We start from the raw sequence: 13,430 nt of genomic DNA, 5'->3' as shown, positions 1-13,430 counted from the left end.
ACGCGCTGCGCGATCCGCACACCCCACGCCGGATGCTTACCCCCAACGAGCGCTACGCCTCCCTGGTCGCTATCGCCGGTTACCTGCCGATCACGCTGACCGGCAGCGACTACCTGGAGCTGCTGCCGGTGAAGTGGCGGGCGATCAACGACTACGGGATCCGCATCGACTACCGCACCTACGACACGCCCGTGCTTGGACCGTTCCGGCGTCAGCACTCCGGGCTCATCGGCAAGCGCGGCCTCTGGGAAGTTCATTACGATCCCTACGACCTCTCACAGGTGTTCGTCCGCACACCCGAGGGCTGGATCACCGCGCCTTGGACGCACCGCGCGATGGTCACTGCGCCGTTCGCCGACTTCACCTGGCGCCACGCCCGCCGTCTCGCCGAACAGGCTGGCCGGCACAAGCATGAACAGGCGACCGAAACCGAGATCGCCCGCGCGTTGGACGCCCTGCTCACGCGCGCCGAGCACGGCCCGGACAAGGCTGGCGCACGTATCGCCGCCCGCACCCGCACCGCCGCGGCCGCGCACCGGCCCGAACTGCCCGCAGCGGCCGACGTCGATGACAAGCACGCATCCCAAGCCGACCCGGCACCCGCCGCGCAGAAAGCGCAGGTGATCCCGTTCGGCGTGTTCGACGCCGACGCAGAAGCGGAAAGGTGGCTATGACCACGCTGCAAGCCGAGCTCGACGACGTCGACCAGCTCGCACCCGACGAGTCGCTGACCGCCAGAGAGGGCTGGCGGCGGTTCGTCGAGCACCAGAGCGCTCCACCGGTCCTCCCGACCGCCGCCGAACTCGCCGCGTTGTCGGCTCGGGCTCGCGCCGAGCTGGTCCAAGCCCGCCGCGACTACCACAGCGACCTGCCACTGGCCCACACCCCGGTCATCCGGAAACTGCTGACCACCGGGCGCTTGCTGGTCCAGCTCAACCGCGGCCAGACCTCCGCCCGGCGCGGAATGATCCTCTCCGGCGCGTCCGGCACCGGGAAGACCACCGCGCTCACCCAACTCGGCCGCACCCACGAACGCGCGGTCCGCAAACGCCATCCCGGCCGCGCCGGGCAGGACCGGATCCCGGTCGTCTATGTCACCGTCCCGACCGACGCGACCCCGAAGATGCTGGCGGTCGAGTTCGCGCGGTTTTACGGCGTCGAGTTCAACTCGCGCGCGACCATGCCCGACATCGTCAACACCGTCTGCGCCGTCGCCGCCCGGACCCACCTGGAACTGGTCCTGATCGACGAGATCCACAGCATCCTCGACACCCGCGCCCGCGCCGAGGTCTCCGACCAGCTCAAATACTTCGCCGAACGACTCCCGGCCACATTCGCCTACGCCGGGATCGAGGTCGAGGAACGCGGCATGTTCGCCGGACCCCGCGGACGCCAGATCGCCGGCCGGTTCACACTGATCGACTCCACACCGTTCGACTACGGCACCCCCGAGCAGAAGACGGCCTGGCGGTCGCTGATCGCCACCCTCGAACACTCCCTGCGCCTGCACCGGCACCAACCCGGCACCCTGGTCGAGCACGCCGACTACCTCTACGAACGCACCGGCGGCGCCATCGGCAGCCTCTCGGTGCTCATCCGCGGCGCCGCCGTCCTGGCCATCGAGGACGAGACCGAACAGATCACCCATGACCTGCTCGACCTGATCCCGCTCGATCACACCGCGACCAGCGCGAACTCAGCGGACCAGTGGATCAGCCAGCAACATCACTCGATCAAGCACCGGATCGAACCCGAGGACCGCGTGGTCCTGGCTTCCACCCTCCGACGTCATGAGCACCGGCTTGCCCAGTTTCCGCCCGATCTCGCCGAAGAACCCGCAGAGGGTGTCGACGCCATCCTGCCCCTGCAACTCCCGCAGATCGATGTCGAAGTCGATCTCCTCGGCCGACATGAGACGGAAGATCGCGAGCATCCCCGGAACCGGCCAGACCTTCAGTTCCACCAATTCGGCACCGGGCGGGCGGGCGAGCGCGTCAGTGGCCAAGGGCAGCGGCAGCGCCGTGTCGCCCTGGACGAATTCCCACTGCCAACCACGCGCCTCGACCAGATCGAACACAGCCTGCCAGTCCTCCGCCGAGGCATCCGGGACGAACACGTCAGGAAGCGCCCCCATGAGGTCAGGATCGAAGAAGCTCCTGACCTCATCCCAGTGAAGATCCGACACGCGGCCATGGTGCCTGGCCAGCGACGAGGTCGCAGCCCAATTTGCGCCAGCCGAGGTCGTCGGTTGACATGCCGCCGGGCACGACACTGCCGTTGGCATCAGCGAACATCCGGCGGTCGGTTCTGCCGGTCGGTCCAGGCGGCATCCAGTCGTGGCCGCAGAACGCGTTCTCTTCGGTGAGAACGGATACTGGAGGAGCCCAGGCCGGGTCTTTGGTCCATCGAATCCGTCAACTAGGTCCGGACACAGCAACCCGCCGCCGTCCGGGCCTAGTTGGCGGATCGCAGGTCAGCAGCCTCGTCATCCGCCAACTTCATCCGGACGGGACAGCTCGTGCTCCGCCGGGTGAGGCGACGGTGTCCGGGGCGGGATGGTGGGCGGGGCTGCCGACCGGGCAGCCGGTCGCGAACCGCCGTCGCGCTCCCGGTCAGCCGCCTGCTGTGAAGTCGGTCAACTGGGGATCGAGAGCGCCGGTCAGCTCGGCGACGAGCAGTTCGGTGAGCGTCCCGTCGAAGGTGTGCCGATCGAATTCCACGTCCCACAGGACCGGCCAGCGGTCGGGGTCCGGGTTCGACGTGTCCCACCACAGGACGTCACGGCCCTCGGTGGTCGCGCACAGCAGCAACCCACCGGGGTCCGGGTGGATCGGCCGAGCCCCGCCGGGCTCGTCGGCGAACCAATCACGAAGGCCGTTGGCCTGCACCTCGTGCTCGGCCGGGAGATTGTCCGGGGAGACGATGAAGATCCCGCCCACGACGAGATCGCCGTAGCCGTCCATGAGCCGCTTGTAGTCCGTCGGAAGCCCGATGCCGACACCGTCGTCGACAGCCGTCCAGTCGTGGGCATGACTGGACGGGTCGTACAGCAGGCCGGACATGTCGTAGGCGAGGCCGGTGGGGAAGCAAGCCAGGACAGCGCGCAACCGTGCGAGTGGCTCGAGATCCATGCGCTGATCCTCCCGGACCCATCGCGGCACGAACTCCACCGCGTGCCACAGGTCCCTGGCCTTGTCCAGCAGTACCGGTCAGACAGCCTCCAGGACGAAGAACAGGAAGCTCAGGAAGGAACCGGAGGGGAACCGCGCGAGTTCGTCGGGGAAGAGCTCGCGGGCTTGCGGTGCCGGGGGCGGTTCGCTGATGACGGCCGTGCGGAAACCCGCCGCGGTGAAGGCGTCGGTCATCGCGTGCAGCGGCCGGTGCCAGTAGGTGAGCACGGCCTTCTGGCCGTGGAAGGTGTACTCCTGGGACCACTTGCTGATCGCGAAGTAGTCGGCTTCGCGATCCACCAGCTTGAGGATGATGGGGTGGTTGACCGCCACGATCAGCCTGCCGCCGGGCTTGAGCACGCGGCGCAGCTCGGCCAGCGGTGCCGCCCAGTCCTGCAAGTAGTGCAGCACCAGGGCGGCGATGGCGTCGTCGAACGCGGCGTCGGGGTACGGCAGCGGACCGGTCAGGTCGGCGACCCGCAGGTCCGCGTCGTCGCCCAGGCGTCGCCGGGCCAGCTCCACCATCTTGGCGCTGCGGTCGAAGCCCGCGACGACGGCTCCCCGGTCGCGCAGTCCGGCCGACACGGTGCCCGAACCGCAGCCCGCGTCGAGGATGCGCCTTCCCGCCACGTCCCCGGCCAGGTCGAGGATCGCGGGTTGCGCGTAGTAGGCGTTGACGAGGCTGGTCTCGTTCTCGGCCGCGTAAGCCTCGGCGAAGCTGTCGTAGTCGTTCTCCGCGACCGCTTCGGCGGCTCGGGTGGAATCGCTGGGGTCGGTGGACACGGCGCCCATGCTGCCGAATGATCGGCAAGGATGTCGGTGAATCGCGATCACCGGTAGGGCGGTCCGCCGGGTTCGCGGGCCGGAACGAGGACGTGATGTCGATCGAGGTTCGCCCCGCCTGCCCCGCCGACCTCGAAGCCGTCGCCGGGTTGCGGTGGCGCTGGGTGGCCGAGCGGGACGGACCGCCCGGCACCGACCGCGACGAATTCGTGCGCGGGTTCACCGCGTGGGCACGTGAGCACGCGGCCACGCACCGGTGCCTGGTGCTGGTGGATGAGGACCGGGTGATCGGAATGGGCTTCCTCGCGATCGTGACGCGCGTGCCGACGCCGCCGAGGTTCTCGCGGGCCTCCGGCGACGTGCAGTGCGTGTACGTGGTGCCGGAGGCCCGTGGCGGCGGATTGGGCGGCCTGCTGGTCGACGCGATCCTGCGCCTGGCGGTGGAACTCGGGCTGGAGCGGGTCACCGTGCACTCGTCGGAGCGCGCCGTGTCGGTCTACGAGCGACACGGGTTCGCCGTGTCACCGAACCTGCTCCAGGCCTGGACGCGGCCGAATCCCCGGCAGGCGGGTAAACCGGATGAGTTCACCGTCCTCTGAGGACACCCGCTGGTGTCGTCCTCACGTCCTGCCGGGGCTCCGGTTCGCGTCGCGGCGGTAGGTGTAGAGGATGAGCCCTTCGGCGAACCTGCCCACCTCGTCGTACAACGCGCGAGCCGGGGCGTCCGCCAGGTGGCACCTCCCGGCTCCCCAAACACTGGGGTGGAACAGGTAGTGCGCGATGCCGACCACCTCGCCGTCCATCCGAGCGGCGGCTCCGCGGATCCGCTCGGCGTCGAAGAGGAGCCGCCAGGTCCGCTCGTAGCGCCCGTCGTCGACCTCGACGCCGAAGTGCTCGTGGTGGCCCGGCGGATTGCGCCATCGGGGTGAGGATTTCCGCTGATTCACTTCCCGATCGCCGACCGGAATAGACCTGTTGGCCTCTCCCCGGTATCCGGCTGGACGCTGACGGGCCTGTTCCTCCTCGGGCATGATGGGGCGTGCCGGCACGAGAGGCGGTCGACATGGCAGTGAAATCGACGGATGAACTCCCCTCGGAGGTGCTCGACCTCACCTCGACGACCCTGTTCGAGATGAGAGCCCTGCGCACCCCCGAGCTGGAACGGGCCATCCAGCACACCATTCGCGAAATCCGGCTGGGCCGGTTCGGCGACTGCGTCCAGGGACAGCGTGACTAGTGGCGACGCGGCCGCCGCCGGACCGGGCACGCACCGATTGCCCCGTTTCGTCTTCGACCAGTTCCTCACCGGAGCGGTGTCGAGCGCGGGAATCGCATTTCTGCGGAAAGGGCAGTACAGCCTGCGCAGGCTGAAGTTGCGCGTGCTGGCGGACGCGGCGGCCGAACTCGCCCACCGGCTGGGGCCGTTCGCCGACGTCGACGCCGCCTGGCGGGTTCTCGCCGAAGTCGAGCGGTCCGACGCGGCCGTGGTCGAGGACGTGCTGCTGTACCCCTCGGTGGGGGTGTGGCTGAGCCGGGCGCTGCGCCACGTGCTGGGCGGCATCGAGGACCCGACGCCGATGTGGTCCGAGGTCGGCGGGTTCCACGCCCTCGCGGCGGCGGCCGCGGTGCGCGGCGGAGTGCCGTGCGAGCTGGCCGTGCCGGTGGTGCACGGCTCGGTCGCCCTGCCCTCGGTGGGGCTGTTCCGGCTGTCGACCGGTTTCCCGGTCGGTCACGCGCGGTTGCGCAACACCGCGACCGAGACCGTGGTCACCGCGTTCGGGAGCACCTCGCCCGCGCGGTTCGAACCGGTGAAGCGGTACTCCGAGCACCGCCGGGGACACCGGGTGCGAGTGGTGTTCGACGACCTCGACCCCTACCGGGGGTTCGGCGGCCCGAAAGCCGCCGACCCCTTGGACGACAACGAGTACGACCAGTGGCGCAAGCTCATGGGCGAGGCGTGGGACCTGCTGACCGCCCACCACTCGAGGTGGGCGGAGGAGCTGTCGGCGACGCTGGCGACCGTGATCCCGCTGAGCGCCGAGCACGACGTCTTCGCCGCTTCGTCCTCCGCCGCGTTCGGCGGCATCGCGATGTCGCCCAAGCGCTCGGCCACCGAGTTCGCCGAAGCGCTGGTGCACGAGGTGCAGCACTCCAAGGTCAACGCCCTGCTCGACCTCGTCGACCTGCACCACGGCGACGAGACGCCCCGCTACTACGCGCCGTGGCGCGACGACCCGCGGCCCGTCGTCGGCATGCTGCACGGGATCTACGCCTTCATCAGCGTCGTGGAGTTCTGGAACGCCCAGCGCGGCTCCGCGCCGCCCGCGCTGGCCCGGCGGGCCCACTACGCCTTCGGGCTCCGCGCGCACCAGGTCGGCCAAGCCGTGCGCACCCTGCTCGCGGTGGAGGGGCTGACCGGGTTGGGCCGCGAGTTCGTCACCGCGGTGGCCGACCGGTTGGCCGCCTGCGGTCCGGTGGAGCTGCCGGGGGAGCTGGCCGCGACCGTCGAGGCGATCACCACCGAGCACCGCGGCCGGTGGCGGGTGCGCCACGTCCGGCCCGAACCCGCCGTCGTGGCGGAGCTGGCCGACGCCTGGCTGAGCGCGGGCAGCGCGTTCCCCGTCGTCGGGCCCGACCACGTCGTGCTCGCGCCGTCGTCGGGTGGGTCTCGCCTGGGCGAGCTGCTCAAGCGCCGCGCGATGGGGACCGACCGGCTCGACTTCGGCGACGGTCCGGATTCCGCCCTGGCGCGGGGCGACCGCCGTGGTGCGGTCGAGGGCTACGCCGCGCTGATCCGGGCCGCGCCGCACGAGGAGGCGGCGTGGGTGGGGCTCGGCCTCGCCCTCGGCTCGACGGCGCTGCGGCGCACCCCGGAGGTGGTGCGGGCGGTGCACCTGGCGGCGACGCGGTCCGGCGCGGCGCCGGACCCGGTCGAGCTGGCGGCCTGGTTCGACCGGACCGCCAGCTGAGACCACCTCACAGCTGCATGGTGTCGGTGTCGCAGTTCGCCCTGGCGCTCTGCCCCGCGGCGATCGTGGCCGGGTGCTCCTCGCCCAGCACCTTGCGGAAGTTCGCGACCGTCGCCGCGTGCAGCACCGCGGCCTCGGTCTTCTCGCCGAGGCCGTCCAGGTCCAGCGCCAGGTTCAGCGCGACCGCCAACGTGGACGGGTGCTCGACGCCCAGGACGCGGGTGGTCCGCTCCAGGGTGTCCCGGTCGAGGTCGCACGCCGCCTTCAGATCGCCGAGGGCGGCCAGGTCGCTGGCCAGGTTGGTGGCCGCGACGAGGGTGTAGGGATGGTCGGCGTCGAAGACCTCCAGCAGGTCGTCGTGCGCCTGCCGGTCGATCTCCAGCGCCTGCGCCACCTCGCCGCGCAGCCGCAGCGTCACCGCCAGGTTCAGCGCGGCGATGATGGTGTAGGGGTGCTTCTGGCCCTGCACCGCGCGGAGCACCTCGTGGCTGCGCCGCGCCCGGTCCCGCGAACCGTCGAGGTCGCCCAGGTGCCGCAGGTCGGTCGCCAGGTTCATCATCGCGGTCGCGGTGTCCGGGTGGTTGTCGCCGTGCCTGCGGCGGTAGAGCAGCAGGCACTTCTCGGACAGCTCCTTGGCCCGCTCGTGGTGGCCCGCCTTGCGCAGCGCGACCGAGAGGTTGCGGGTGGCGCCGATGATCAGCGGGTGGTCGGGCTCGAACACCTCCGCCGCGGCGGCCAGCACGTACTCCTGCTCGCCCGCCGCTTGGCCGTACTGGCCGACCTCGCGCATGTCCATGGCCACCGCGTTGCGGGAGCTGAAGGTCTGGGGGTGGCTGGTCCCCAGCACCGCCGTGCGCCGCCTGAGGTTCTCCTGGTCCAGGTCCAGCGCCCGGCCGTACTGCCCCATGAGGCGGTAGCAGCTGGCGAGGTTGTGGGCGTACCTGAGGGTGTCCGGCTCGTCCTCGCCGAGGAGGTCCCGCGCCCGCGAGTAGACCTTCTCCTGCAGTTCCAGCTCCTCGGCGAACCTGCCCTGCGAGCGGCGGTCGGCGGCCACGGTGTCGAGCATGTCGATGACCGCCTCGTGCTCCTCGCCGACCACTTCCTGGAACAGCCGGAAGGTCTTCTCGTTCAGCCGCGCGGACTCCTCGTTGTGGCCGAGCCTGCGCATGGCGATGGCGTAGCGGCGGGACATCTGCAGCGTGTCCAGGTCCTTCTCGCCCAGGTGCTCGCGCCACGACCGCACGGCCTGCTCGGCCAGGTCGCGGGCGCCGCCGTAGTCGCCGCTGCTGAGCAGGTAGCGGACCAGGTTCTGGATCAGCTGCCGGACCCACTTGTCCTGGCACTCCACCGCCCGCGACACCAGCGCGTGCGGGAGCAGCTCGGCGTAGCGCGGCCAGTTCACCGGCGTGTCCGGGTCGGCCGGGTCGCCCTTGAGCAGCAGGATGTGCACCGCGTGCCGCATGGTCCGCTGCTCGTCCGGGTCGAGGCGGTTCTTCAGCACGGTCTGCACCAGTCGGTGCAGTTGCAGCGCGTTGTTGCGGTGGTCCAGCTTCGCCAGGCTGTACCGGCTGATCTCGCGCACCGCCCGGCTGAGCTTGATCGGGTCGCTGAGCGCGTCGCTGAGCGCGTCGGGCACGGGCACGTCGGTGACGCCGCGGAAGAGCTTCTGGGAGATGGGTTCCGGGCCGAAGAAGGCGCAGACCTGGAGCAGTTGCAGCGCGGCGGGGTGGTCCTCGGCCAAGCGGTTGAGCGGGACGTTCCAGGCCGCCGCCACCGGCAGCTGGTCGGCGCTGGACGTGCCCGCTTCGAGCAGTTCGGTGCGGTTCTGCTCCAGCAGGCTCAGGTACTCCGAGACCTGCATGCCGGTCTGCGCCCGCCACGCCGCGGCCTGCTCCACGGCCAGCGGGAGGTCGCCGAGGGCTTCGGCGAGCGCGTTGGCCTCCTCCTGCTCCAGGTCACCCGCTCGCCGGTGCAGCAGCTCGATGCTCTCCTCGCGGGTGAACAGGTCCACCTCGACGGACCGGGCGAACCCGCCCCACTCGGAGTTGCGCGAGGTGACGACCACGTGGCCGGTGCCGGTGGGGAAGAACTGCCGGACGTCCTGCGGGCGGTCGGCGTTGTCGAACACCAGTATCCAGCGCTTGTACGGCTCCCCCTTGCGCAGGGCTTCCAGCACGGCGGGCACCGCGGTGTCCGCCGAACCGGCCGTGGCCACACCCAGCCGCCGGGCCAGCTCCACCAGGCTCGCGGTGATCTGCGCCGGGTGCTCGGCGGGAATCCACCACACCACCTCGTACTCCGAGGCATGTCGGTGGATGTACTCGACGACGGTCTGCGACTTGCCGACGCCGCCCATGCCGTGCAGGGCCTCCGGCAGCACCGCGGTCGTGCCCGGCTCGGTCAACCGGACGCGCAGCTGCTCCAGCAGTTCCACGCGGCCGACGAAGACCGGGTTTGGCAGCGGCACCTGGCCCCAGACCTGCGGCTGGTTGCTGGTGGGACGTCGTTGGCTGAACGCGGGGGAGGCGCCGGGAGTGGTGGAGGTACCGGGAGTGGCCACGTCGTCTTCTCCTTCCGGCGGTGCTCCTGTTTTCACCGCGGGTACCTGCTGCGCGTCGATGATCTTCACGGGGGCCTCCCGGTTCGCCTTCGATGTCGGATCACGCCCTTCCGGCCGTACTGGTGGGGACGTGGCGTCGAGGCGTTGCCCAACGGCGAGCTGCCCGCCGGGGAACTGGCTTGCGCGGAACTGGCTCGCGGGGAGGCGACCGTGGCTGAGCAGGGAGCGGTAGATCCGCTTCGACCTGCGGGCGTAGGGGCCGCCGAGGGCCCTCAGGACGGCGGCCTGCACGCGGAGGTAGGGCGCGTTGTCCGGGGAGACCTCCGGCTCCTCGGTGTGGTCGGGGGCGTCCAGGGCGGCCCCGAAGTTGCGCAGCGCGGCGATGTGCGGGCCCGCGTGCTCGTCCAGGACCCGCGCCACCCGCGCGGTGTCGGCGCGGCGGCAGGTGGCCAGCAGCGCCTCCCGGACGCCGTCGTCGAACTCGTAGGCGACGGCGTCGGGGGTGCCCGGCGAGTCGGGCAGCCTGCGCATCAGCCCGCTCAGCATCACCTCGGCGAGGGAGGTCGTGTCCGAACCGGGCAGCAGCACCTGCTGGACCAGCTTCATCAGCCGCAGGCTCAGCGGCGTCGCCGCCAGCAGGCCCGCGAGCTGGAAGCCGTCGGCTGAGGCGTAGGTGCGGAACCGGCGCACCCGGTCGGCGGCGGAGAGGTGCTCGTCGCCCCCGTGGTCCACCGAGGGGGCCTCGCCCTGGGGGCCGACCAGGGTGGCGGTGGTCTCGACCCACTCCGCGCCGGGGGCGGTGATCAGCCGCGCCCACCCCGCCATCCACTCGGCCGACAGGCCGAGCACCGGGACCGGCACCAGGTGGGGGGCCTGCCTGCCCGCCGCCACCCGCAGCAGGCGGTTGGGGGCACCCGCCGCGGGGGCCGACAGGCGCATCCGCCGCGCGCTCAGCCCGCTCCAGCTCCACAGGCGCTGGGCGAGCACCTGCACCACGGCCACCGGCATCCGCTGGCCCCACGCGTGCAGCACGTGGCCCGCCGCGCCGCTGCGCCAGGCGGGTTCGGTGGCGTCGGTGAGCACCAGCACGATCCGGGTGCCGGTGGGTTCGGCCAGGTGGCGCCAGTGGTGCCGGGCGCCGCCCTCGCCGCGCAGGGCGAGAGCGGCGGCGTCGGTGCCGGAGCTGTCGAGCAGGTAAGTGCGGACGTCCCGGAACGCGCCCTGCCGCCGCAGCAGGGTCTGGAACTCCTCCACGGTCTGCTGCCAGATGCTGCCGGTCAGCGAGGTGTCGACGACCAGCGCCACCTCGTAGCGGCGCCAGGGCTCGGCCCGCATCACGGGAATCCACAGGCCGTCCTCGGCGGCGCGGACGGCGGTGGCGACCTCGTCCAGCGCGGAAGCGCGCGGCGAGGGGGCGCTGCACGACACCGGCCGCAGCGCGCGGCTGATGGCGCCGCGGTCGGGCAGTCCGGGGACGGTGGGCCACGCCGACCGGGCGACCGGTCCACCGTCGCGGGACCGGGCACCGCCCGCGGGCACCATGGTGACCGGGCCGGGAACCCACTTCTCCAGGGCCGGTGAACGAGGGGGCGGCCGGTCCCGCTCGGCGACCGGCGCGGAGTCGGACGCGGGATCGGGGCTGGGATCGGGCGGGGCGTCGGACGGGGGAGCGGGTGGGGGACGCTCGTCCGGGGGCTCGGCGGGGGTGGGGGAGTCGGCCGGTCGCGGGGCGGGTGCCTGCGCGTCGGGCAGCAGCGCCCGGCCCGCCAGCCACAGCGAGTCGCGGACCTCGGCCAGGGTGAGGTCCGCCGTGCGCAGCGCTTCGCCGCGGTGACCGCCGGGCGGGTCGAGGTGCTGGAGCACCACCTCCCGGACCGGGTGCCCGTTGTGGGACGCGGTCATCCCGGCTCCGCCGGGTGCGCGTCGAGGTCGTGGGCCAAGCGACCGCTCGCCGTGCTCGCCGCCGTGCTGTTCACCGCGTTCCCCACCGCGTTTCCCCCCGCGTTCCCCACGGGGGCGCGGGGCTGGGCGGGCACGACGGGGCGGTCGGGGTCGTCGTAGAGGACGGTCAGCGCGCCGCCGACGTGGCGGCTGCCGGGGCCCGCGCGGAACGCGGCCGTGCGGGCGCGGCGGGCGCGCTCCAGCAGGTGCTGGTCGTCGGCGTCGTGCAGCAGCTTCTCGGCCAGGGCGGTGAACTCGGCGGAGGCGCAGTCCTCCCGGTGCCACACCATCACCGGCACGCCCGCCCGCACCCCGGCGGCCAGCTCGTCCCAGCCCGGCGTGTCGGGCCGGGGCGGCGCGCTGAGCACCAGGCAGACCAGGTCGGGGCGGTCGTTGAGGGCCGCCATCAGCTCGCGCAGGCCGTTCTCGCCGGTCCGGCCGCGGCAGCTGGACCCGGCCCGCACCGAGTTGCCCGTCCTGAGCTGGTCGGTCAGCTCCGCCCAGCGCTTGCGCCACGCGCCGTGGTAGCGGCGTTCGGCCAGCCGCACAGCCACCGGGTACCGGCAGCCCATGGGCTCGTCCAGCAGCGGGTCGTCGTCCCACGGCCACTGGTCGACGTCGAGGTTGACCGTGTCGCGGCCGAGCACCCACTCGATGTGGATCTCGGGGTCGTAGGCGGCCCACTCGTGCTCGACGCGGCTGATGATCTCGGCCACCCGCGACTTGATCGCCTCCAGCGTGCCGGTGACGTCGTGGCCGGGCAGGGGCGCCCACTCCTCGCGCAGGTCGAGCTGGTGCCAGTGGCGCAGGCGGAACACCTCGCCGGTGGGGCCCTCCGGCTCCAGCTTCAGCACCAGGTAGGCGGGGGAGCTGGGTGGGGGTGTGCCGACCGGGACCGCGCCGTGCCCCAGTTCGGCGCGCAGCGCCTCCAACTCCTCGGTGAGGTCCATCTCCGCGGCCCGCTGGTCGGCCCAGCGCCGCAATTCGATGGCGAGTTCGGCGCGCACGGCCATGGCGACGCGCTCGACGAACAGCAGCGGCAGGGGTATTCCAGAAGGAGTGGAATTCAAGGTGCCCAGGACCCGGAAGACCTCGGGGTAGGTCGTCTGACCGCGGAGCGCGGGGGCGTCGGGGCCCGCGACTTCCCTGTAGATGTCCGCGATCTCAGGAACGACCACTCCAGCCAGCAATGTGAACAGTCTTCCCAGTTGGTCCTGTTGGAACAACTCTAGCGGAGTCAATTCGTCGATGACGCGGCGGACCTCGTAGAGCGGTTTGGCGTCCTGCTCGATCAGAGTGAGAACCCGCAATAATGCGGGAAGGCCATCCGTGCGTTGCAGGCAGGCCAGTGCGAGGTTGGACAGGTGGATGCCCTGGTGGTGGCTTTCCGGCACGGACAAGGGCTCCCGCAGCTCGTTGCCCAGCAATTGGACGACGGTGTTGCGACTGGCCAAGTCGTTCAGGCAGGACACCCGGCGCAGCGCCGAGACCAGCGGCAGGAGCAACCGCCGTCCCGTGCTGTCCTCGGCTTCCAGCATCCCTCGCACACCACCCGCGCTGTCGTCTCCTACGTCGTCTCTCCGGGGTGCTCGCGCGTTACCGCGCCGCCGCGGAATCGCGCGGCCGAGCGCCCGCCACCGCGGATTCCTGCGGCGTGCCGCAGTGCCCGCCCACGCGAGGTCGGGCCGCCCACCCTAGTGAAATGCGGTGCCGGTCAGCCACGGATTACCCATAGTCGCAGGTGGTGGTGGTCGGGTGTGGCGCGAGAGCGCGTGGTCCGGCAAAGCGACCACCTCCAGTGGAAGGTGCATGGCCACCGCTACCTAGCCACGTCGGGGCTTCGGCGTCAACCGCTGGCCAAGGTGCAACTCGATCAGGCGGTCAGATCTAGGGTGAACGCTCGAGTTCGGCCCATGCTCTAGGCAACGACCGCGCGACGGTGGATTTGTCGCCTGATCGGACGTACTTATCAAGAATCTTTCGGACCGTAATCGAGCGGGACGGCTG

At 71.5% G+C, this 13,430-nt stretch carries 10 protein-coding genes; 5 read left to right on the top strand and 5 right to left on the bottom strand.

The window, feature by feature from the left end; all coding sequences use genetic code 11:
• Positions 1-32: 32 nt before the first annotated feature.
• A complete protein-coding gene (locus tag IEZ00_RS37560; RefSeq protein ID WP_229796367.1) occupies positions 33-674 on the top strand; it encodes a Mu transposase C-terminal domain-containing protein in 642 nt (213 codons plus the stop codon).
• Positions 671-2,365, top strand: coding sequence for a TniB family NTP-binding protein (locus IEZ00_RS37555; protein ID WP_229796366.1), 1,695 nt, complete (start codon positions 671-673; stop codon positions 2,363-2,365). Before IEZ00_RS37560 ends, IEZ00_RS37555 begins: the two co-directional genes overlap by 4 nt.
• Before the next feature lie 247 nt (positions 2,366-2,612).
• Here the strand turns inward: IEZ00_RS37555 and IEZ00_RS33765 are convergent, their stop codons facing one another.
• A complete protein-coding gene (locus tag IEZ00_RS33765) occupies positions 2,613-3,170 on the bottom strand; it encodes an SMI1/KNR4 family protein (RefSeq protein WP_189227450.1) in 558 nt (185 codons plus the stop codon).
• 39 nt (positions 3,171-3,209) lie between these two features.
• Positions 3,210-3,962: a class I SAM-dependent methyltransferase gene (locus IEZ00_RS33760; RefSeq protein ID WP_189227449.1), complete on the bottom strand. Its 753-nt coding sequence runs from the start codon at positions 3,960-3,962 to the stop codon at positions 3,210-3,212.
• 83 nt (positions 3,963-4,045) lie between these two features.
• On the opposite strand from IEZ00_RS33760, the gene IEZ00_RS33755 reads away from it, so the two are divergent.
• Entirely contained in the window at positions 4,046-4,552 is a 507-nt protein-coding gene (locus IEZ00_RS33755; protein WP_229796365.1) for a GNAT family N-acetyltransferase, read from the top strand.
• Positions 4,553-4,573: 21 nt separating this feature from the next.
• Here IEZ00_RS33755 and IEZ00_RS33750 read toward each other — a convergent pair whose 3' ends face one another.
• Positions 4,574-4,900, bottom strand: coding sequence for a hypothetical protein (locus tag IEZ00_RS33750; RefSeq protein WP_189227447.1), 327 nt, complete (start codon positions 4,898-4,900; stop codon positions 4,574-4,576).
• 116 nt (positions 4,901-5,016) lie between these two features.
• Here IEZ00_RS33750 and IEZ00_RS33745 point away from each other — a divergent pair, with 116 nt between their 5' ends.
• A complete protein-coding gene (locus IEZ00_RS33745; RefSeq protein ID WP_189227446.1) occupies positions 5,017-5,190 on the top strand; it encodes a hypothetical protein in 174 nt (57 codons plus the stop codon).
• Positions 5,183-6,922 (top strand): HEXXH motif domain-containing protein, encoded by a 1,740-nt coding sequence (locus IEZ00_RS33740; protein ID WP_189227445.1) that lies wholly within the window; start codon positions 5,183-5,185, stop codon positions 6,920-6,922. The genes IEZ00_RS33745 and IEZ00_RS33740 overlap by 8 nt, the downstream gene beginning before the upstream one ends.
• Positions 6,923-6,929: 7 nt before the next feature.
• On the opposite strand, the gene fxsT is transcribed toward IEZ00_RS33740, so the two are convergent.
• Both fxsT and IEZ00_RS33730 read right to left on the bottom strand, forming a co-directional pair.
• Positions 6,930-11,384 (bottom strand): FxSxx-COOH system tetratricopeptide repeat protein, encoded by a 4,455-nt coding sequence (gene fxsT / locus IEZ00_RS33735; protein ID WP_189227444.1) that lies wholly within the window; start codon positions 11,382-11,384, stop codon positions 6,930-6,932.
• Entirely contained in the window at positions 11,381-12,961 is a 1,581-nt protein-coding gene (locus IEZ00_RS33730) for a VMAP-C domain-containing protein (protein WP_189227443.1), read from the bottom strand. Before IEZ00_RS33730 ends, fxsT begins: the two co-directional genes overlap by 4 nt.
• Positions 12,962-13,430: the final 469 nt, after the last annotated feature.

Origin of the sequence: Saccharothrix coeruleofusca, assembly GCF_014648515.1 — a bacterium.
GTDB lineage: Bacteria > Actinomycetota > Actinomycetes > Mycobacteriales > Pseudonocardiaceae > Actinosynnema > Actinosynnema coeruleofuscum.
Note: the sequence above shows the minus strand (reverse complement) of the source record. Positions and strands in the feature narration are given on the sequence as shown.

Bases quoted from the DNA above. Each gene is read 5' to 3' on its own strand.
- IEZ00_RS37560 (WP_229796367.1), top strand. From the start codon at position 33: ATGCTTACCCCCAACGAGCGCTACGCCTCCCTGGTCGCTATCGCCGGT.
- IEZ00_RS37555 (WP_229796366.1), top strand. From the start codon at position 671: ATGACCACGCTGCAAGCCGAGCTCGACGACGTCGACCAGCTCGCACCC.
- IEZ00_RS33760 (WP_189227449.1), bottom strand. From the start codon at position 3,962: ATGGGCGCCGTGTCCACCGACCCCAGCGATTCCACCCGAGCCGCCGAA.
- IEZ00_RS33745 (WP_189227446.1), top strand. From the start codon at position 5,017: ATGGCAGTGAAATCGACGGATGAACTCCCCTCGGAGGTGCTCGACCTC.
- fxsT (WP_189227444.1), bottom strand. From the start codon at position 11,384: ATGACCGCGTCCCACAACGGGCACCCGGTCCGGGAGGTGGTGCTCCAG.
- IEZ00_RS33730 (WP_189227443.1), bottom strand. From the start codon at position 12,961: ATGCTGGAAGCCGAGGACAGCACGGGACGGCGGTTGCTCCTGCCGCTG.